Genomic DNA, 20,146 nt, shown 5'->3' with positions numbered 1-20,146 from the left:
CCGGAGCCCCCATCCCCCCCCAGCCCTCCCCTGCCGGAGACCGCCCGGGCCAGGGCCCGGCCGCCCAGCAGGGGCAACCGCCGCAGCAGCCCCACACGTCCCACCAGGGGCAGGGGCAGGGGCAGCCCGCGCCGCAGCCCCAGCCCGCGCAGGGGGCCCAGCCTTCGCAGGCCGCCCCCCAGACGCAGGCCACCGGGCAGGGCCATCCGAACCAGGGCCACCCCAACCACGGCCACTTCGCCGTACCGCCCGGGCCCCCGTCCCAGTACGCCCAGCTCGCGGCCGACCCCGCGGCGGCCCCCCGCAGACGCGGCGTCCCGGCCTGGGCCGCGCTGAGCGGGATGCTGGTCGTCGCCCTCATCGCGGGCGGCGCGGGCGGTCTCGCGGGCGGACTGCTCGGCTCAGGGCGACAGGCCGCGCCCGAGTCCGACCAGGGCCCCACCATCAACGAACCACCGCCCGAGGCGCCCGACCGCGACCCCGACACCATCGCGGGCGTGGCCCAGCGGGTCAGCCCCAGCGTGGTCTCCCTGCGCAGCGCGGGCGGACGCGTCGGATCGGGTGGTTCCGGTTTCGTCATCGACGGCGACTACGTGGTCACCAACGACCACGTCTCCTCTCCCTTGGAGGAGGACGGGATCGTGATCGAGTACAGCGACGGCAGCAACAGCCTGGCCACCGTGGTCGGATCCGACCCCAGCTCCGACCTGGCCGTGCTGGAGCTGGAGGACCCCAACGACGTCGAGCCGCTGGAGTTCGGCGACTCGGACGTGGCGGTCGTCGGTGACGAGGTCATCGCGATCGGCGCCCCGCTGGGCCTGGACGGGACGGTCACCCAGGGCATCATCAGCGCCAAGGAGCGGCCGGTCAGCTCCGACGAGGGCGAGAGCCAGTTCTTCGCCCTCCAGACCGACGCCGCCATCAACCCCGGCAACTCGGGCGGACCGCTCGTGGACGTCCAGGGGCGGGTCATCGGCGTCAACTCGATGATCGCCACCATGGGCGGCGGGTTCATGGGCGAGCAGACCGGCGGCAGCATCGGCCTCGGCTTCGCCATCCCCTCCACGGAGGCGGAGGAGGTCGTCAACCGGATGATCGACCACGGCGAGACCACCTACGCCGAACTCGGCGTCACCTTCGACCAGGGCAGCTCGGTCATCGGCGCGGTCATCGCCGACGGCTCCGGCTCCGTCGAGAGCGGCGGCGCCGCAGACGAGGCCGGGTTGGAGCCCGGCGACGTGATTGTCACCTTCGACGGCCGCAGGGTCAACTCCCACGGCGAGCTCCAGGCCATGGTGCGCGACCGCGCCCCCGGGGACGAGGTCGAGCTGGAGTACGAGCGCGACGGCGAGCGGGAGACCGTCACCGTCACCCTCGGCCCCAGCGACTGACCGACCCGGCCCCGCGCCCGCCCCCGAGCAACACGACGGCCCCCGAATCCCAGCGGATTCGGGGGCCGTGCGCGTGTCTTCCAGCCGACCCGCGAGTGCGGTCGGTCGTCAGCGTCCGGCGGGGGAGATGCCCAGCTGCATCCCGGCCAGCCCGCGCGGCTTGCCGACCAGCTTCTCGGCGATCGAGACGATCACCTTGCTGGCCTCGGCCTCGGGGTGGGTCAGAACCAGCGGCTGGCCCTCGTCGCCGCCCTCACGCAGACGGGTGTCCAGCGGCACCTGACCCATGAGCGGGATCTCGGCACCGAGGGTCTTCGTGAGCGCGTCGGCGACCGTCTGGCCACCGCCCTGGCCGAAGAGGTGGACGGGCTCGCCGCCGCCCTCCGGCAGGTAGTAGGACATGTTCTCGATGACACCGGCGATGCGCTGGTGCGTCTGGGCGGTGATCGCGCCCGCGCGCTCGGCGACCTCGGCGGCGGCCTGCTGCGGCGTGGTGACCACGATCAGCTCGGCGGCCGGGAGGAGCTGGGCGGTGGAGATGGCGATGTCGCCGGTGCCCGGGGGCAGGTCCATCAGCAGGACGTCCAGGTCACCCCAGAAGACGTCGGAGAGGAACTGCTGGAGGGCGCGGTGCAGCATCGGGCCGCGCCACACCACCGGGGTGTTGCCCTCGGTGAACATGCCCACCGAGATGACCTTGATGTCGTGGGCGGTCGGCGGGAGGATCATGTCCTCGACCTTGGTCGGGAAGTCCGACGCACCGAGCATGCGCGGCACCGAGTGGCCGTAGATGTCGGCGTCGACGACGCCCACCTTGTGACCCTGGGCCGCGAGCGCGGCGGCGAGGTTCACGGTGACGGACGACTTGCCGACACCGCCCTTGCCCGAGGCGACCGCGTAGACCTTGGTGAGGGAGTTCGGCTTGGCGAAGGGGATCTCCTTCTCCGCCTGGCCGCCGCGGAGCTTGGTCTGGAGCTCCTTGCGCTGTTCCTCGTTCATGACGTCGAGCTCGACGGTGACCTTCGTGACGCCGGCGACCTTGGTCACCGCGCCCGTCACGTCCTTCTCGATGCGTCCCTTCATCGGGCACCCGGCCACCGTGAGGTAGATACCTACGTGCACGGCGCCGTCGTCGTCGATCCCGACGCTCTTGACCATGCCGAGGTCGGTGATGGGGCGGTGGATCTCCGGGTCTTGCACCGTGGCCAGGGCTTCGTGGACCTGCTCGGTGGTTGGTGTGGAGGACATGTACTCAATCGTAGGTCAGCGGGACGGGGTCTTGGCCTGTGGTGTCGCTCGCGTGACCGTCCGCAGGACCACCCGTTGCAACAGGGGAGAGGCGGTCCGCTATTCCGTTCCCTCGGGGCCTTCGCGGCTTCTGTCCCTCACTGTGACCAGGCGATAACGGCGTGGCCTTAACGCAGGCGATACATGCCCGGATAGTAGTCTCAGCGCACGATGGGAAATGTGCCGCCACCGCCTGGTTCGTCCTGGCCCGCCGCGCCTGAGGGGCCGGAGGGGCAGACTTCTGGTGGGCACACCCAGGAACAGACCTGGGCCTGGCCGCCGGGAGGCGCGCGGCAGACCCCGCCCGGGGGGCATCCCGCCCTGACCCCGGACCCGTCGGTGTGGGCGTGGCCGCCACCGCGTCCGGTGCGAACGAACCTCTTCGCGTGCGCGCAGATCCCGGAGGGTGAGTCCTATCACAGGCTCGCCCGGACCCCGAGGTTCCGTTGGTGGGTGCCTCCGCTGGCGCTCCTGGTCTTCGCCGTCCTCCTGTTCTTCCTGTGGGTCGGCGTGGTGGTCGTGATGACCATCGTGGCGATCCTCGGCGGGAGCGGTCTTGCCCCCGACTCGGTCCGGGTGGGGGAGATCGCCGGGCTGGCCTTCGGGCTGGCGGCGATCGCCCTGTTGGCGCCCGTCACCCTCTTCGTGGCCCGCGTCGTGCAGTGGCGCAGACCCGGCTCCCTGATCTCGGTCACCGGACGCATGCGCTGGGGCTGGCTGGCCCGCTGCGTGCTGGTGGCGGCCGTCCCCGTCACCGCGGGCGCGGCACTGCTCCTGGCACTGATGGGGGAGGGCCCCGCGGAAGCGCCGATCACCGTCGACTACGGGACCGCGGAGGTCCTCGCAGCCGCGCTCCTCGTGATCGTGCTGCTGGTGCCGCTCCAGTCCGTGGCCGAGGAGATGACGCTGCGCGGGATGGTCATGCAGCTCGTCGGCTCGCTGGGATCGCCCCACGACGACTCCGCGTTCTCCAGGGTGCTGCGCTCACCGTGGCCCGCCGTGCTGGCGGGCGGCACCCTGTTCGCCGCCCTGTACGCGGCCACCCATCCGGGGGACCTGTGGAACACCGCGGCGCTGGCCGTGCTCGGTCTGGGTATGGCGTGGGTGACCTGGCGCACCGGCGGCCTGGAGGCCGCGATCGGTCTGCACGTGGTGAACAGTCTCGTCCAGTTCAGCCTCTGCGCGGTGGAGGGGCGCCTGGCCGACGTGGGCACCGGCATGGTGCTCGGCGGGGGCCTGCCCCTGGGAACCAACACCCCGATGACCCTGGTCCTGGCACTGGTGCAGGTGGGTCTCTACCTGCTCCTGGTCACCGCCATGGCCCGGCGCCACGGAGTCCGCCGCCGCAGCGTCACCACTCAGGTCTGAGCTCGCGCGGCCCCGTCGTCCTCGGCGTCCGGAACCGGATCGGGCGGGAACACCCAGGTCCGGTAGGCGAAGAAGCGGAACAGCGTGCCCAGACCCACGCCCACCACGTTGCCGGAGACGTTCTGCGCCAGGGTGCTGTCCAGACCGAGCACGTACAGCGAGAAGGCCTGGCACCCCACCTGGATGAGCATGCCCACGCCGTTCATCACCAGGAAGAGGAAGGTCTCCCGGCCGAGACCGGTACGGGCCCGGTCGTTGAAGGTCCAGAACCGGTTGCCCACGAAGGCCACCGCGATGGCGCACGAGGTGCCCACCACCTGCCCCGTCATCGAACCCATCCCGCTCGCCCACAGCAGGTTGGTCGCAGCCAGCTGCACGACGTAGGCGACCGCGCCAACGGAACCGAACTTGCCGACCTCGGAGGCCAGCCGGGCCAGCCTCGGACGACGGGAGAGGAACTCGCGCATGGCCTGCGCCCTCCGGGTTGTGGGGGTCACGGCGGCGGGGGAGTGGGCCCTGGGGGCGGCACGCCCGCACGCCCTAGACTCTATCCGGGGCCTTCGGGACACCCCGGCCGCGGGTTCCGAGCCGAACGGCCAGGTTCCGCCGTGCGCGGGGCCGCCCCGCATCCGCGGTTGACGAGCATTGAGTTGAGGAACTGTGAGCGAGCGTAACCGCATCGTCCCCCGCGTGGGAATGGTGGGCGGAGGCCAACTCTCCCGGATGACCCACCAGGCGGGCATCGGACTGGGAGTGGACTTCTCCGTCCTGGCAGCCGGTCCCAAGGACAGCGCGGCCCTGGTCTGCGGCGACGTCACCCTGGGCGACGACCGAGGCCTCGACGACGTCCTGGCCTTCGCCAAGGCCAACGACGTGGTCACCTTCGACCACGAGCACGTGCCCGAACCCGTCCTGCGGGCCGTGGAGGAGGCGGGCGGGCTGCTCAGGCCGGGCCGCGACGCCCTCCGCTTCGCCCAGGACAAGCTGCGCATGCGCACCCGCATGGCCGAGCTGGACGCGCCCTCCCCGCGCTGGCGGGCGGTGACCACCCTCGAACACGTCACCGGGTTCGCGGGGGACACCGGATGGCCGGTCGTGCTCAAGGCCGCGCGCGGAGGCTACGACGGCAAGGGCGTGTGGGTCGTCGACGGCCCCGAAGAGGCCCGGGAGGTCGTCGACCGCGCGGCCGCCGAGGACGTCCCGCTGCTCGTGGAGGAGAAGGTGGACTTCTCCCGCGAACTCGCCGTCCAGGTGGCCCGTTCCCCGCACGGGCAGGTCGCCGTCTACCCCGTGGTGGAGACCGTCCAGCGCGGCGGGATCTGCCACGAGGTGATCGCTCCCGCGCCGGGCCTGCCCGAGGACAGGGCCCTGCGCGCCCAGAAGCTGGCCATCGAGATCGCGCACGCCCTGGACGTCACCGGGGTGCTCGCGGTGGAGCTGTTCGAGACCGCCGACGACGTGGTCGTCAACGAGCTGGCCATGCGCCCGCACAACTCGGGCCACTGGAGCATCGAGGGCGCCCGCACGTCCCAGTTCGAGCAGCACCTGCGCGCGGTCCTGAACCTGCCCCTGGGCTCACCGCGCACCAACGCCCCCTACACCGTCATGGCCAACCTGCTGGGCGGCGAGGACCCCGAGGTCTACCGCCGCTACCTGCACGTGATGGCCAAGGACCCCGAGGTGAAGGTGCACTTCTACGGCAAGGACGTGCGTCCGGGCCGCAAGATCGGGCACGTCACCGTGATGGGCGACGACTACCAGGACCTGCTGGAGCGTGCCCGCGACGCCGCTTCCTACCTGCGAGGAGACCAGAAGTGACCGACAGCAAGCCCGTGGTGGGCATCGTGATGGGGTCCGACTCCGACTGGCCGGTGATGCGCGACGCCGCCGAGGCGCTCACGGAGTTCGGGGTCCCCTTCGAGGCCGACGTGGTCTCCGCCCACCGCATGCCGCACGAGATGATCTCCTACGGTTCGGAGGCCGCCGGCCGGGGACTGAAGGTGATCATCGCCGGTGCGGGCGGAGCCGCCCACCTGCCGGGGATGCTGGCCTCGGTGACGACCTTGCCCGTGATCGGCGTTCCGGTGCCGCTCAAGTACCTCGACGGGATGGACTCGCTGCTGTCCATCGTGCAGATGCCCGCCGGGGTCCCGGTGGCCACCGTGGCGGTGGGCGCGGCCCGCAACGCCGGGCTGCTGGCCGTGCGCCAGCTCGCCGCGCACGACCCGGAGCTGGCCGAGCGCATGGCCGCGTTCCAGCTGGAGCTCAAGGAGCAGGCGCACGCCAAGGGCGAGCGCCTGCGCCGAGAGGTGGCCGACGGCGGCCGGACCATGGGCTTCGGCAGGTAGGCGGCCCGGGCCCCGGTGATCCCCGGGGCCCGGTCAGTCGTCCGCCAGAAGGGTTTCCAGGCCCTCCATCGCCTGGTCCACGGGACGGAGTCCCCGCCCTTCCTCGCCGGGTACGTGGTGCCACCCTGGCCATCGCGCAGCCCTGGGAATCGCCACCCTGGGCACCATCGCCACGTCCGTCTACCGCAGCTGCATGCGGGAGCTCCCGAGGCGGGCGAGGCCGCGCAGGAGACCGTCCGCGGGGGCTGCGACGACCGCAACCCACCTCCCTGCAGCCAAGGCCCGCACCCTCCTGGAGACCGCCTTCGACGCCTACTCCACGGGTGTCTCCACCGCGGCACTGACCGGCGCCGCCGTCCTCGCGGCGGTCACCCTTCCGGTCCGCGCCAGGCCGAGTAGCCGTCGACGTGGACGCATCCTCTGCGGGGCGCCGTGACCTACGCGCGCCAGGGGAACGCGAAGCGGTCCAGCATCCAGCCCGAGGGCAGTTTCTGAAGGTCCTTCAGCGGCTGGCCGTCGGCGACCACGAACCCCTGGTCCCGGTGGTCCCAGGTGCCCTTGATGGTCCACGAGCGGTCCAGGCACTCCACGGGGGACAGTTCGTCAAGGAGCTCGTACTCCGTCCCCGGGCTGTCCACGCGGGTGATCTCGGACGGTCCCGGTCGGGGGGCGTCACGCTGGGAGGAGGGTACCGAGCAGTCCGAGGACTGGGCGTGGGCGGGCGTGGCAGCGGCCACCAGCAGGGCGAGGGCGGCTCCGGCCAGCAGGGGGAACTTCGACATCGGGCTCCGTTCGACTGCCCCGGAGAACACCGAGGGTCATGAATTGAGTACGGAGCGAAGTCAATCACGGGTGCGGCGCACACGACGAACGGCCGCCCCCGCAGGGACGGCCGTTCGGTGCTGTCGTTACTGGCGGCCCAGCGCCCGGTAGGTCCAGCCGGAGGCGCGCCAGTAGGTCGGGTCGAGCGCGTTGCGCCCGTCCACGATCCTCTTCTGCGCCACCACCGTGGCCAGCTCCTCCGGGTTGGCCTCGCGGAACTCCGCCCACTCGGTGAGCAGCAGGACCACGTCGGCCCCGCGCGCCGCCTCCAGGGTGGACTCCGCGTAGTTCAGCTCCGGGTGCGCCTCGCGCGCCCGCTCCAGGGCGGCCGGGTCGTACACGGTCACGTGCGCCCCCAGGGACGCGATGGTGGACGCCACGTCCAGCGCGGGCGAGTCGCGGATGTCGTCCGAGTTCGGCTTGAAGGCCGCGCCCAGGACCGTCACGGTGCGCCCGGCGAAGTTGCCGCCGATCAGCTGGCGGGCGATGTCGATCGTGCGCGCCCGGCGGCGCTGGTTGATCGCGTCCACCTCGCGCAGGAACGACAGGGCGGGTTCCACCCCGAGCTCGTCGGCGCGGGCCATGAACGCCCGGATGTCCTTGGGCAGGCAGCCACCTCCGAAGCCCAGGCCTGGTCCGAGGAACTTACCGCCGATGCGGTCGTCGTAGGAGAGGGCCTCGGCCAGCTGAATGACGTCGGCGCCCGCGACCTCGGACACCTCGGCCATCGCGTTGATGAAGGAGATCTTGGTGGCCAGGAACGCGTTGGCGGACACCTTGACCAGCTCGGCGGTCTGGAGGTCGGTGACCAGGAACGGCGTGCCCTCGTCCACCTGCTGCTGCCAGAGCGCGCGGACCGCCTTCTCCACTCGGGGGGAGTCGGTGCCGATCACGATCCGGTTGGGCCGCAGGGTGTCCTCCACCCCGAAGCCCTCGCGGAGGAACTCGGGGCTCCACCCGAGCTCGGCCTCCTCGCCGACCGGGGCGAGCGCGGCCAGGCGGGCGGCCAGGGTGGCGGCGGTGCCCACCGGCACGGTGGAGCGGCCCACCACCACGGTCGGCCGGGTCAGGTGCGGCGCGAGCTGGTCCACCGCGGAGTTGACGTACCGCAGGTCAGCGGCGCCGGAGTCGTCCCGCTGCGGCGTGCCCACACAGATCAGGTGCAGGTCGGCGAACTCGGCGACCTCCGCGAAGTCCGTGGTGAAGCGCAGCCGGCCCGTCTGGAGGTTGGCGGTCAGCAGCTCGTCGAGCCCGGGCTCGTAGAAGGGGACCCTGCCGGAGCGGAGCATGCTGATCTTGGCCTCGTCGACGTCGAGGCCGATGACCTCCAGGCCCATCTCGGCCAGGCAGGCGGCCGTGGTGGCGCCCAGGTAGCCGGTTCCGATGACGGAGACCCGCATACGTTCCGCTTCGACCACTGGTGTTCCTTCCTTGCTTCCGCATGCGCCTCAACTGCTGGTGTGCCCGCTGGTGGCGACTCACATCCCGCATGAGGGCAGAAAACGGACATGGTTCGGCCGACGGGTTGTCCGGGGGGACGGTGCATCACCCTACGCGTCGGGGTCTGGCGCTCGATCGAACTACACGTGAACAGTCAGGCGGTCAGATTACCGGCGGGCGGAGGGCGTTCCGCACCGGGGGAGGACTGTCAGGCTTCGTGTGGCAATGCACACCCTGTGCCGACTAGTACCTTCCGTCGTCGAACGACCGGGTGTGACCGGGCTCCTCGTCCACGGGGGTCCACACGGCGCCGGTCTCGCCGCGACGAAACGGTGTCGTGGTCTTGTTTGGATCGTCATACCGCCGCACGGGTGAGGCGGGCGGGGGCACGTCGGGAACGGTGTCGCCCACGGGCCCGCCGTCGGTCCAGGCCCGTTCCGGGGTGACCAACCTGACCGACTCCCCGTCGGGCTCGGGGGCGGCCTCGCGCCGGAACTCCTCGCGGCTGTGGCTGGCCACCACCCGCTCCCGTGAGGGGGCGCCGCCCAGCGGACCGGCGTCGTTGGCCGCCCGCCACCGGGTCGGCGTCGTCGAGGAGACCAGCAGCAGCACGCCCAGAGGGAGCGCGACACCGATCCCCGCGCCGTCGGGGTAGAGGAAGCTCTCCTTGTTGAGCCAGTACAGGGCTGGTCCCACCGAGTCCAGCGCGACCACCGGCCACAGGCACAGCGCGACGAGGAGCAGCCCGGAGGCGCCCGCCGCGAGCGGGGAGAACCTGGACGCCACCAGATAGGCGCAGACGATCCCCACCAGGCACAGCACCACCACGGAGAACACCGCCGCGACACTCACGTCGCCCCGGGTGATCTCTGGCAGGAGGTCGGCGGACCAGGCGACACCCGCCCACAGCACGGGGGCGAGGGCGATTCCGGCGAGCAGGCCGACCAGGTGGCGGAGCACGTGTCCCTTCCTTCGCGGGGCTAGCCGCAGATGTTGTCCTTCGCGGTCGTGGTGGCCGGTTCGGCACCGGTGGAGGGCTCCTCCTCCGGCGCCGCCTCGGTCGCCTCGACCCGGGGTGCCTCGAACGTCGTGTAGTTGAATCCGATCACGACCTGGAGGTCGTCGTCCAGGGTCCGGTCCTCGACGGTCTGTGAACCCGGGAGGGTCCCCGCCAGGTACTCGGCGGCTTGCTCCTGGCCCGGGCCGAACCTGATCTCCGTGGTGGCCACGTCCCGGCTGCTCCAGTTCTCGGCCCCGTCCGTGACGTCGAACCCGGCCGTGGTCAGCTGGTCGTCCATCTGGGCGCCCAGCCCCGGAGTGGCCGTGCCGTTGAACACCCGCAGGCTGACGTCGGACGGGGCCGGTTCGTCGTCGCCCTCGTCGGCCTCCTCCGGCTCGTCCTCGGGCTCCGACAGCGGGCGGTCGGCGTTGATCGCCGCGAACATCTCCCGGGCCGCGGGCTCGTCCCACAGCAGGGCGACGTCGCCGCGCGGCGTCCAGTGCTCCATGTCGGCGATGGGCACCTGCGCGAAGGTGACGTTCTCCAGGTCGAGGTGGCGCATCTGGTACGCGAGGTCGTTGATGGTGCCGGTGTCCAGCCCCTCGTCGACGGTCACCGACGACAGCGCGCTGTCCAGGAACGCGGTCAGCTTGCGCGGGTCGGAGAGGGTCTCGGTGCTCATGGCCCGGTCGAGCATGGCCGACAGCACCTGCTGCTGCCGGTCGATCCGGTCCAGGTCGCCGCGGGCGGTGGCCCGGGTGCGGGCGAAGCCCAGCGCCTCCGAGCCGTCCACCCGGTGCGTCCCGGCCTGCATGTCCAGTTGCGCCTTGGGGTCGTTGATCGCCTCGGGCAGGCACACGTCGATGCCCTCCAGCGCGTCGACCACCTCGACGAACCCGTTGAAGTCCACCTCGACGTAGTGGTCGACCCGCACGTCGGTGACGGACTCCACCGTCTGCACGGCGAGCTGTGGGCCGCCGTAGGCGTAGGCGGCGTTGATCTTGTCGTCGCCCTCGCCGGGGATGTCCACCCACAGGTCACGGGGGAGACCCACCACGGTGAGGTGGTCGCGCTCGTGGTTCAGGCGGACCAGCATCATGCTGTCGGAACGCTGCCCGGGGGTGGAGCCCACGCTGAGCGCGTTCTGGTCCTCCTTGCTCATCTCGTCCCGGCTGTCGGAGCCGATGACGAGGAAGGTCAGCCCGCCGGTGTCCTCCGGGCGGTCGCCCTCGGCGAGCCCGCCGAACACGTCGAACCGGTTCAGGGAACCGGACATCCACCCCGTGATCGCCCACGAGGTGCCGGAGGCGAGCAGGACCAGCACCGAGAGCACGCTCATCAGGACCAGTCCGTTGCGGTGGCGGCGCACACGCGGCTCGGGCACGGTGAACCTGCCGGACCGGGACGAGCGCCGCCGACCGGGTGGCTGAGGCTGCGAGCGCTCACGTCGGAACTCGCCCGTGTTCCTCTGCCGTCCGGCGTCCTCGTCGCTCATCGGCGTCCCCGTCCCACCCGTTCAACGGTGTCCTAGGTATAGGTACCTGGGTATCTAGGTTGTCACCCGATCGGCCGAAGGGTGCGGGATGTCAACCCTCGGCGTGTTGTTCTCCCCTTTGGGTGAGACGCCTTGATCAGCGGAAGAGTTCTCCGGGACCCGATCGTCTCGTCTCACGTTCGCCCTCGGCGATCCCCCACACACCCGGGCGACCCGGCCGTTCGGTGGGTCCGCGTGCAGTACCGTTGAGCCCGCGCCACCGTCGAGCGAGCCCGGGGCCCCGCGCCCCTGGAGCCCTCACGGTGTCACGCAGTCCCGACAGTCTTGACCTTGGGAAGTGCCCGTGTCCTGGCCGCCTGTCTCCGTCGTCATGCCCGTACTGAACGAAGAGCGCCACCTCGCCGCAGCGGTGGAGCACGTCCTCGCCCAGGAGTACCCGGGCGAGCTGGAGGTCGTTCTGGGCGTGGGCCCCTCCTCGGACCGCACACGTGAGGTCGCCGACGACCTCGCCGCGGCCGACCCGCGCGTGAAGGTGGTGGACAACCCCACGGGCAGGACCCCGGCCGGGCTGAACGCCGCCATCGGTGCCTCCTCGCACGACGTCGTCGCCCGGATCGACGGTCACGCGATGATGCCCTCGGACTACCTCCGGGTGGCCGTGGAGACCCTGGAGGAGACCGGGGCGGACAACGTCGGCGGCATCATGGCGGCCGAGGGGACCACCCCCTGGGAGCGCGCCGTCGCCGCCGCCATGACCTCCAAGGTGGGGGTGGGCAACGCCCGCTTCCACACCGGCGGTGAGGGCGGCCCCGCCGACACCGTCTACCTCGGTGTCTTCCGCCGTTCGGCCCTGGAGCGGGTCGGCGGTTACGACGAGGCGTTCCTGCGGGCGCAGGACTGGGAGATGAACCACCGCATCCGCACCACCGGCGGGACCGTCTGGTTCCAGCCACGGATGCGGGTCTCCTACCGTCCGCGCCGCAACGTCAGGCTGCTCGCGAAGCAGTACTTCCACTACGGCCGCTGGCGGCGCGTGGTCGCCCGCCAGCACAAGGGCACCATCAACCTGCGCTACCTGGCCCCGCCGGTGGCGGTGGCGGGGGTCGTGACCGGTCTGGTCGGCGGCGCGTTCTTCTGGCCGCTCTGGCTGGTGCCCGCCGCCTACCTCGCCCTGATCACCGTCGCGTCGGCGCCGCTCACCCGCGGCCTGCCCGCCTCCTCGTGGCCGCTCATCCCGGTCGCGCTGGCCGCCATGCACATGTCGTGGGGCATCGGCTTCATCACCAGCCCGTCCGGGCTCGGCGCCGACTCCCGCACCGCCCGCACCAGCAGCGGCTCCGCGAGCGGGTCCGGCAACGCCTGACCCCGCCCCGGCCGCGTGCGGCGGTCCCGGACCGCCGCACGAGCGCGTCGGCCACAAGTGGACGACGTCCGCCCTCGATCGAGGGCGGACGTTCTGCTAGGCAGGGTTCATCGGGGCAGCGGAGAACTGGAGATGGTGCCAATGGACGAGTTGCGTGGTGACCAGGCCGCCTGGGGGTTCGACGGTGAGTCGGTCTCCATCAGGTACGAGACGAAGGGCTGGTTCAGGAGCCCGCTGCTCAAGCTCCTCGGCAACCTGGAGGTACCGGTCGCCGCGGTCCGGGACGTCGACTTCCGTCCCGGAGCCGGTCGCAGGAACGGCTGGGTGATGAACCTGCGGCTGCACGAGCGCATGGACCCCTACGCGGCCGTGGGCGCGATGCTCGACGAGAGGGCCCAGCCCTTCCGGCTCACCGGTCCGGCCAAGACCGAGCTGGTCGCCGAGTACCTGGCGGACCAGCTCCGGTTCGCCGCGAGCCAGGCGGAGGAACCCGCCCCCTCGACCCCCACCCGTCTGGTCCCCGGCCTCCCGCTGCACGTCATGACCTGCGAGGGCACCGCGCGCTTGGAGGGCGACCGGCTCACCCTGGTCTGGGCGGGCACCTACGCGAGCGGCTACAAGAAGAAGAAACAGCGCCGCGAGTACGCCCTCGCCGACATCAACGGTGTGGAATGGGCGCCGCTCGACGACTGGGGCTGGGGCTTCGTCCGGTTCGTCACGGACGGGAGCGGGCAGGAGGCCTCGGGCAAACCCAAGAACGACCTCAACATCCTCCGGGCGGGCGAGGAGGGCAACGAGATCCACCAGGTCTTCCTGCTCGCCGCCACCGTCACGGCGCACCGCTGGGCGCGCGGCGCCGCAGCCGGGCTCGCCCTCGGCCCGGGCGACGTCACCGAGGAGGACGCCCGGCCCGGTCCCGACGACCCGGAGTGGTGGAAGCACGCGGCCCGCAGCGCCATGGAGACCGTGCGCGCGCCCCGCCTCACCGTGAACCTCCCCGGGGGAGGCAACGCCCGGATCGACGACGAGCCGGAGGCCCCGGCAGGGGTCGGTCCGGCCCCGGCCCCGGAAGGCGCGGCCACAGGGGCGGCGGGCGCGGACACGGCGTGGATCTTCGAGCAGATCGAACGCCTCGGCGACCTGCACGCCAAGGGCCTGCTCACCGACGAGGAGTTCGGCCAGAAGAAGGCCGAACTCCTCGACCGGATCTGAGGGGGTCGGCCCCGGGCCGCCGGGTGCCCGGGACGGGGCCTAGCCCGCTTCGAGTGCGCCCCCGGCACCGATCGCCGACACCGCTCCCGGCACGTCGTCCACGACCACGGCGTCCATCCCGGCCGCCGCGAAGCGGGCCGCGTCCACCGGTTCCGGGCACCAGGAGATCAACTCCAGTCCGGCCCGGTGCGCCGTCTCCACGGTGTACTCCAGCGCGCGGCGGCCCGGCCGGGGCCCGTCCGCCGCCAGACCCAGGGCCCGGGCGTCCACCGCCACGATCGGGCAGCCCATGCCCACCGCGCCCGGGATCGCGCTGTCCGCCGGGTTGCGCACGTACGGCATCCACGCCGTGGCCACCCCGGGCGCCCCCTCGCGCACCCCCAACAGCAGTCCGGGGTCGAAGGAGCACACGAACATCCTCCGGCGCCCGGCCTCACGCCGCAGGATCGGCAGGACCAGGGAGAGGGTCCGTCGCGACGGAGCGTCCACCCCGTCCTCCATCACCGTCTTCACGTCCACGTCCAGCCCCAGCTCGGGCGGGATCGCGGCCAACCCCTCCTCCAGGCCGACCAGCCCCCGCGCGCGGCACTCCGCCTCGGTGAGGTCCACGATCGCCCGGCCGTCGTCCAGTGCGGCGTTGTGGAAGAGCACCAGGCGGTCGTCGGCGGTGCGGCGCACGTCGATCTCGATCCAGTCCGCGCCGGACCGCGCCGCCAGCTCGAACGAGGCGGGCGTGTTCTCCGTCGCCCCGTCGACCACGCCCCGGCCCGCGCCCCGGTGCCCGATCACCTCGGTCGCCTCGAACACCCCGCTCACGACGCCGCTCCCAGCCCGGCGCCCTCGCGGGACCGGCGCAGCAGTGTCTCGGCCACCTCCACGTCACCCGGGTTGGTCACCTTGATGTTGCTCTCGTCTCCGTGCACGATCCGGACCTCCTCGTCCGGCAGGTACCGCAGCACCACGCCGCAGTCGTCGGTGGCCACCAGTTCGGGGTCGGCCATCGCCAGTTCGTAGGCCCGCCGGACCACCCCCAGCCGGAACCCCTGGGGCGTCTGCATCCGGCGCAGCCGTGAACGGTCGGGGGTCCGCGCGATCGCCTCGCCGCCGTCGCGCCCCGGACCCACCTCGACCACGGTGTCCCCGCTGGGTACCGCCACCCCCACGGCTCCGGCCGAACCGAGCGCGCGGACACAGGCCGCGATCGTCTCCGGCCGCACCAGGGGACGCGCCGCGTCGTGGAGCAGGACCAGGTCGGTGTCGGCCGCCCCCGCCATCGCCGAGAGCGCCGCGAAGGAGGTGTCGGTCCGGGTCTCCCCGCCCGGCAGCACGCGGGTCACCTTGGTGAAACCGGCGTCCGCCACGATCTCCTCGACCCGGCCCACGTACTCCTCGACCATCAGCACCACGATCTCGTCCACCTCGGGACTCGCCTCGAAGGCCGCGATCGACCGCTCGATGATGGGCCGACCGTCCAACGGCAGCAGTTGCTTGGGGGAGGGGGCGCCCATCCGGGAGCCGACGCCTCCTGCCAGGACCGCCGCGATCACCCGTGTGGACATGGGTTTCCCTTTCTCTTTGGACCTCCGCTCCGCTTCGGCCCGTGTTCGGCGCCTTCGCGGAGGGATCTGGGGTTCAGGCAACACAGCATCCTCGTCCACGCCTGGCTCGTTACTCGCTGGCGGCTTGACCCGTCGCGCACGAGTCGAGGTGGACAGGTCCTCCTCGCGGCTGAGCTGTCCGGTCGGCACCACGGCCGTGGCGGACACGCACGGGGAACGGCTGGGCAAAGGTGCGTGGAAACGCTGACCCTAGTCGAACCGGCCGGCCGTGTGGCGGACGACCCCGGCGGGCGCGTGACCGGCGATCCCGTCGGCCCCGGACCCGGTCGCTCACCACACGAATGCGGCGAGCACGGCACGGGGTTGGCACGGTCTGTCCCATGCAGAGGTAACCTATGGACGCCTGTTGGGCGTGCCCGGTCCCTACCTCCTCTGATTCGGTAGTGGAGACGGGCGCGGTGCGCGACTTCCCCCGGTCGCCCGGATGCCCCCTCTTCCGGTCCGGTGAGGAACCGACCGCGCGACCGCGTAGACGGTCGGTGCGCGCAGGCGAGTTCGTAGACGCGACAGTCCGGCACATCGTGATCCGGACGATCTCAAACCTTGGAGGTGGCGGTGGCGTCAAGGACGCTGGCCGTCTGGGAGAACCGGAAGGTCGTCGGCCTCCTGGTCCGGCGCGACCTGAAGGTCAAGTACCAGCAGTCCGTGCTGGGGTACGCCTGGACGATGTTGGAACCCCTCGCGCTGACGTTGGTGTACTTCTTCATCTTCGGTTATGTGCTCCAGGCCGACCGCGGCATACCCGAGGATGCCAAGGCGCAGGGTGGTTACATCCTCTTCCTCGTCGCGGGCATCCTCCCGTGGACCACCTTCGGGGCGATCCTCAGTGAGGCCCCGCGAGCGATGATCACGCACTCGAAGCTGATCACCACCATGAAGGTCCCCCGTGAGATCTTCCCCATGGCCACCGTCGGCACCAAGTTCGTCGAGTACCTGCTGACCTGGCCGGTCCTGCTGATCTTCGTGTTCGCCCTGGGCGGCCGCTTCAGCTGGGAGGGCATGCTCTTCTGGTTGCCGCTGGCGATCGTGCTGACCTTCATGTTCGGCCTCGGCGTGACCCTGTTCCTGTCCGCGGTCAACGTGTTGCTCCGTGACGTGGAACGACTCACACGTATCCTGACCCGGATCCTGTTCTACGGGTCGGCGATCCTGTTCCCGGCCACGATGGTCCTGAGCTCGGGTGCGCCCGGCTGGGCGAAGACCCTCTACGAGCTCAACCCGTTGATGGGTATCTTCCAGATGCACCGTACGGTGTGGTTCGCCGGATTTGAGGAACTCACGCCCAGTCCTCTCGCGTTGACCTCTGCGGTGGTCGGTTCGATCCTGATGCTCGTCATCGGGTACTGGACGTTCCGGCGCCTGGAGATGTCCGTTCTGAAGGAGTTGTGATGGCGTCCACCTACGAGGCCGCGGTCGCCAGCGGTCCGGTCATCGAGGCCGAGGGCCTCGGTGTGAAGTTCGCCGTGAACCGCCGACGCAAGCGCAGCCTCCGTGAGATGTTCATCCACGGCAACAAGCGCGACCCCAACGCCGAGGGCAACGAGTTCTGGCCGCTGCGCGACGTCTCCTTCGAGATCGCCAAGGGCGACTGCGTGGGCATCGTCGGCAAGAACGGCACCGGCAAGTCGACCCTGCTCAAGATGATCGCCGGGGTGCTCCTGCCCGACGAGGGCAAGGTCAGCGTGCACGGCAAGGTGGCGCCGCTGCTGGAGCTGCGCGCCGGGTTCAACGACAACCTGACCGGACGCGAGAACGTGTACCTGGTCGGCTCGCTGCACGGTATGAGCGAGAAGGAGATCGACGAGCGTTTCGACGACATCGTCGACTTCGCCGAGGTCAAGCCGAAGTTCATCGACACCCCGGTGCGGCACTACTCCAGCGGCATGAAGGTGCGGTTGGGCTTCGCGCTCATCTCGCAGCTGGAGCACCCGATCATGCTGGTGGACGAGGTCCTCGCGGTCGGCGACAAGGCCTTCAAGCGCAAGTGCTACGAGGCCATCGACCGCATGCTCGCCAACGAGCGCACCATGGTGCTGGTCTCGCACAACGAGAAGGACCTGCGCCGCTTCTGCAACCGGGGTCTGTACATCAAGGGCGGCGCGCTCGCCCTGGACACTGACATCGACTCCGCGCTGGCCGCCTACAACGAGGACACCAAGGCGGAGATCGACGAGCGCAAGAAGAAGGACGCCGCGAAGAAGAAGCGCGCCGAGGCGGCGGAGAAGAAGATCGAGGTCGAGGAGAAGACCACCGATCCCGCCCCGGGCGACGCCGCTCCGGAGCAGCCCAAGGACGGCGACGAGGGCAAGGACGGCGGACAGGCCGCCTAACCCCCCGAAAGCCCACAAAGAGCGCACCCCGGACAGTTCCGGAGGTGCGCTCTTTCGTGTCTGGAACTGTCCGTAATTCCCTCAGGGGTTCGCAGGACGGACGACCGCCCTCATACGCGTGTCAGTGGTTGATTGCGCACAGAGCGTGAGTGACGGTGACTCTCAGTTGAAACTGGGAGGGCACGGACATGACTGGCACGTTGGCGCGGGTGACCGCGCGCATATTGGAGCGCAGGCACGTCACCCGATCGGGGGTGACCCGGATCAGCCTCGTGGCGGCGGTCGGCGCGGCGGTCTGGTTCAGCCGGGCGGATCCCGTCGGCGCCGTGGCCGGGTCGGCCCTGCTCGGACTGATCCTGTGCCTTGACGCCGTCCGCGATCGGATGCGCGCCCACCGGCGGGACGCGCTCACCCTCTGGACGGTGTCCATGGTCGCCCAGCTACGCGAGTACGTCGTCTACGTCGGACTGGCGTTCGGGGCGGCCGCCGCCGGATTCTCCAGCGCCTGGGGGTGGGCGGCCGGGGCGCTGATCGCCCTGGCCCTGCGTGACGCGCTTCTGGTGGCCCGCTCGGCCCCTCCGGCGCCCTCGAACCCGAAACCCCTCGCCCTGCCCTCACAGCGTCGTCCTGAGGGCCTCCGGCTCCCCGAGCCCCGCGTGCCCCGGCCCCGGAAACCGTCCGGGGCCGCAGGGGAGGCCGCGACCGAGACCGCCACCAGGGCCCGGCCGGTGGCGGACGGCGCCGAGGCCGTCGGGCCCGCCGGGCCGGTCGCGGATCTCTCCCTGGTCGGCCTGGCCCGCCTGGCGATGGCCTTCGACCAGCCCACCCGCTTCCTCGTCATCGCCGTCGCCACCGTCGCCTTCGACGCGCGGATCGCCTTCCTCAGCCTCGTCGTCGGCTGTGTTGTCGCGATCACCGGTGAGCTGGTCGGCACCTCCTCGCGGGAGTCCCGTCCGTGAGCGCGCCGGAGCCGGCTCCGAGAGTCGACCGGGCCACGGGAAGCCCGCGTGAGGGGCTCGGTCCGACCGTCCCCGACCTCCGCCTCCTCCGTGATGACAGTCACATGGGCCTGCTGCTGGGGAGGCTGGTGCCGGGCCTGGCCCCACCGCTGCTCACCACGGTCACCGGGGCCGTCGTCGTCCTCGTGCTGATCGCGGCGGACGGGGGACGGCCGACAGGCATTACCCTGTTCGCACCGGTCGCTGCCCTGCTACTGTCCGGTCTGGCCTCGGGCCACCCCCACGACGGGCGGTACGACTGGCTCGTACCCCCGCTCCTGCGCGTCACCGAGTACAGCTACCTGACGGTGGTCGGGCTCGCGTCCGGTGTGCCCGGTCCCCTGGTGTTCGTACTCTTGGGGACGGTCGTCTGCCACCACCGCGACGACGTCGCACGTCCCGCGGTCGGTGTGAGCCGACCGGCGTGGGTGCGGTGCGCCGCGCTCGGCTGGGACGGCCGCATGATCGCCATCGCGGTCGGGGGCGCGTTGTCCGCCCTCACCGCCGCCTACGGCATACTCGCCGCATACCTGGCGATACTGCTCGTTCGCGAGGCCGTGCGCACCTGGAGCGCCACACCGGTGTCCGACGTCCGCGTCAACACCGCGAAGGAAGGCGGCGACGGCGCCGACGTCCTGGGGGATCACCCGATCACCCGCCAGGGAGACGGGGGCCAACCGGCCGCCGGAACGAACGGGGAGGCGTGAGAGCCTCCTCGAACTAAGGAGGAACACGCCCTCATGCTCGGAATGGTTCTCGCCGCAGGCGCGGGGCGCCGTCTGCGCCCCTACACCGACACCCTGCCCAAGGCCCTGGTGCCCGTCGACGGCGAGACGACCATCATGGACATCTCGCTGCGCAACCTGGCCGCCGCCGGGCTCACCGACGTCGTCGTCGTGGTCGGTTACCGTGCCGAGGCCGTGGAGGAGCGCAAGGCGGCGCTGGAGGAGCGCCACGGCGTCAAGCTCACCCTCAGCTACAACGACAAGGCCGAGGAGTGGAACAACGCCTACTCCCTGTGGACCGCGCGTGAGTTCTTCTCCGAGGGCGTCCTCCTCGTGAACGGTGACACCGTCCATCCCGTCAGTGTCGAGGAAACGCTACTCGCCGCCAGGGGGCCGGAACTGCTCCTCGCGGTGGACAACGTGAAAAACCTGGCCGACGAGGAGATGAAGGTGACCCTCGACGAGGAGGGTCACCTCAGCACCATCACCAAGCTCATGGACCCCGCGACTGCCGCCGGTGAGTACATCGGCGCCACCCTCATCGAGGGTTCGCTGGCCCCGCGCCTGGCCGACGCCCTGAAGGCCACCTGGGAGCGCGACCCGCAGCTGTACTACGAGGACGGCTACCAGGAGCTGGTCCGTCGCGGCGAGAAGATCTCCGTGGCCCCCATCGGCAAGGTCGACTGGGTCGAGGTCGACAACCACGACGACCTGGCCAAGGCGAGGGAGATCGCGTGCCACTACTAGC

The 20,146-nt window shown here is 71.1% G+C and carries 19 protein-coding genes; 11 read left to right on the top strand and 8 right to left on the bottom strand.

The window, feature by feature from the left end; all coding sequences use genetic code 11:
- On the top strand, positions 1-1,391 hold a 1,391-nt coding region (locus tag ADX84_RS08245; protein WP_369801067.1), incomplete at its 5' end, for a S1C family serine protease.
- A 108-nt stretch (positions 1,392-1,499) separates the two neighbouring features.
- Here the strand turns inward: ADX84_RS08245 and ADX84_RS08240 are convergent.
- Entirely contained in the window at positions 1,500-2,639 is a 1,140-nt protein-coding gene (locus tag ADX84_RS08240; RefSeq protein ID WP_049570011.1) for an Mrp/NBP35 family ATP-binding protein, read from the bottom strand.
- 405 nt (positions 2,640-3,044) lie between these two features.
- Between ADX84_RS08240 and ADX84_RS08235 the strand changes: the two genes are divergently transcribed.
- Positions 3,045-4,046: a CPBP family intramembrane glutamic endopeptidase gene (locus ADX84_RS08235; RefSeq protein WP_049570008.1), complete on the top strand. Its 1,002-nt coding sequence runs from the start codon at positions 3,045-3,047 to the stop codon at positions 4,044-4,046.
- Here ADX84_RS08235 and ADX84_RS08230 read toward each other — a convergent pair.
- Positions 4,037-4,513, bottom strand: a complete 477-nt coding sequence (locus tag ADX84_RS08230) for a GtrA family protein (RefSeq protein ID WP_049570004.1) — start codon at positions 4,511-4,513, stop codon at positions 4,037-4,039. The two genes, ADX84_RS08235 and ADX84_RS08230, sit on opposite strands and share 10 nt — an antisense overlap.
- A 193-nt stretch (positions 4,514-4,706) precedes the next feature.
- Here ADX84_RS08230 and ADX84_RS08225 point away from each other — a divergent pair, with 193 nt between their 5' ends.
- Together ADX84_RS08225 and purE are read left to right on the top strand one after the other, a co-directional pair.
- Positions 4,707-5,864: a 5-(carboxyamino)imidazole ribonucleotide synthase gene (locus ADX84_RS08225; RefSeq protein WP_049570001.1), complete on the top strand. Its 1,158-nt coding sequence runs from the start codon at positions 4,707-4,709 to the stop codon at positions 5,862-5,864.
- Positions 5,861-6,394 carry a 5-(carboxyamino)imidazole ribonucleotide mutase gene (gene purE / locus ADX84_RS08220; RefSeq protein WP_199776513.1) on the top strand — a complete coding sequence of 178 codons (534 nt, stop codon included), beginning with the start codon at positions 5,861-5,863 and terminating at the stop codon, positions 6,392-6,394. The genes ADX84_RS08225 and purE overlap by 4 nt, the downstream gene beginning before the upstream one ends.
- A gap of 437 nt (positions 6,395-6,831) precedes the next feature.
- On the opposite strand, the gene ADX84_RS08215 is transcribed toward purE, so the two are convergent.
- From ADX84_RS08215 to ADX84_RS08200, 4 genes are all read right to left on the bottom strand, one after another.
- On the bottom strand, positions 6,832-7,176 hold the full coding sequence (locus ADX84_RS08215; protein WP_049570026.1) for a hypothetical protein: 345 nt from the start codon (positions 7,174-7,176) through the stop codon (positions 6,832-6,834).
- Positions 7,177-7,302: 126 nt separating this feature from the next.
- Entirely contained in the window at positions 7,303-8,634 is a 1,332-nt protein-coding gene (locus tag ADX84_RS08210) for a UDP-glucose/GDP-mannose dehydrogenase family protein (protein ID WP_049569998.1), read from the bottom strand.
- Positions 8,635-8,899: 265 nt separating this feature from the next.
- Positions 8,900-9,616: a hypothetical protein gene (locus ADX84_RS08205; RefSeq protein WP_049569994.1), complete on the bottom strand. Its 717-nt coding sequence runs from the start codon at positions 9,614-9,616 to the stop codon at positions 8,900-8,902.
- Positions 9,617-9,636: 20 nt separating this feature from the next.
- The gene (locus tag ADX84_RS08200) at positions 9,637-11,151 is read right to left on the bottom strand and encodes an LCP family protein (RefSeq protein WP_049569991.1); all 1,515 of its coding nucleotides are present in this window, start codon (positions 11,149-11,151) and stop codon (positions 9,637-9,639) included.
- Positions 11,152-11,494: 343 nt separating this feature from the next.
- Here ADX84_RS08200 and ADX84_RS08195 point away from each other — a divergent pair, with 343 nt between their 5' ends.
- Both ADX84_RS08195 and ADX84_RS08190 read left to right on the top strand, forming a co-directional pair.
- Positions 11,495-12,514, top strand: coding sequence for a glycosyltransferase family 2 protein (locus ADX84_RS08195; RefSeq protein WP_049569988.1), 1,020 nt, complete (start codon positions 11,495-11,497; stop codon positions 12,512-12,514).
- A 141-nt stretch (positions 12,515-12,655) separates the two neighbouring features.
- Positions 12,656-13,726 (top strand): DUF4429 domain-containing protein, encoded by a 1,071-nt coding sequence (locus ADX84_RS08190; RefSeq protein WP_049569984.1) that lies wholly within the window; start codon positions 12,656-12,658, stop codon positions 13,724-13,726.
- Positions 13,727-13,765: 39 nt separating this feature from the next.
- Here the strand turns inward: ADX84_RS08190 and ADX84_RS08185 are convergent, their stop codons facing one another.
- Positions 13,766-14,542, bottom strand: a complete 777-nt coding sequence (locus ADX84_RS08185; protein WP_049569981.1) for a glycerophosphodiester phosphodiesterase — start codon at positions 14,540-14,542, stop codon at positions 13,766-13,768.
- The gene (locus ADX84_RS08180; protein ID WP_049569978.1) at positions 14,539-15,285 is read right to left on the bottom strand and encodes a 2-C-methyl-D-erythritol 4-phosphate cytidylyltransferase; all 747 of its coding nucleotides are present in this window, start codon (positions 15,283-15,285) and stop codon (positions 14,539-14,541) included. Before ADX84_RS08180 ends, ADX84_RS08185 begins: the two co-directional genes overlap by 4 nt.
- Before the next feature lie 603 nt (positions 15,286-15,888).
- Between ADX84_RS08180 and ADX84_RS08175 the strand changes: the two genes are divergently transcribed.
- The 5 genes from ADX84_RS08175 to ADX84_RS08155 all read left to right on the top strand — a co-directional run bounded on the left by ADX84_RS08175 (position 15,889) and on the right by ADX84_RS08155 (position 20,145).
- Positions 15,889-16,734: an ABC transporter permease gene (locus tag ADX84_RS08175; RefSeq protein ID WP_017542154.1), complete on the top strand. Its 846-nt coding sequence runs from the start codon at positions 15,889-15,891 to the stop codon at positions 16,732-16,734.
- The gene (locus tag ADX84_RS08170) at positions 16,734-17,675 is read left to right on the top strand and encodes an ABC transporter ATP-binding protein (protein ID WP_049569975.1); all 942 of its coding nucleotides are present in this window, start codon (positions 16,734-16,736) and stop codon (positions 17,673-17,675) included. Before ADX84_RS08175 ends, ADX84_RS08170 begins: the two co-directional genes overlap by 1 nt.
- Positions 17,676-17,863: 188 nt before the next feature.
- Positions 17,864-18,634 (top strand): hypothetical protein, encoded by a 771-nt coding sequence (locus tag ADX84_RS08165; protein ID WP_049569972.1) that lies wholly within the window; start codon positions 17,864-17,866, stop codon positions 18,632-18,634.
- A gap of 104 nt (positions 18,635-18,738) precedes the next feature.
- Positions 18,739-19,380 (top strand): DUF5941 domain-containing protein, encoded by a 642-nt coding sequence (locus ADX84_RS08160; RefSeq protein WP_234003871.1) that lies wholly within the window; start codon positions 18,739-18,741, stop codon positions 19,378-19,380.
- A 33-nt stretch (positions 19,381-19,413) separates the two neighbouring features.
- On the top strand, positions 19,414-20,145 hold the full coding sequence (locus ADX84_RS08155; RefSeq protein WP_049569964.1) for a sugar phosphate nucleotidyltransferase: 732 nt from the start codon (positions 19,414-19,416) through the stop codon (positions 20,143-20,145).
- Position 20,146: the final 1 nt, after the last annotated feature.

The sequence above is a fragment of the Nocardiopsis sp. SBT366 genome, assembly GCF_001083815.1.
GTDB classification, from domain to species: domain Bacteria; phylum Actinomycetota; class Actinomycetes; order Streptosporangiales; family Streptosporangiaceae; genus Nocardiopsis; species Nocardiopsis prasina.
The sequence above is the reverse complement of the archived record's forward strand: the minus strand, read 5'-3'. Positions and strand labels throughout refer to the sequence as shown.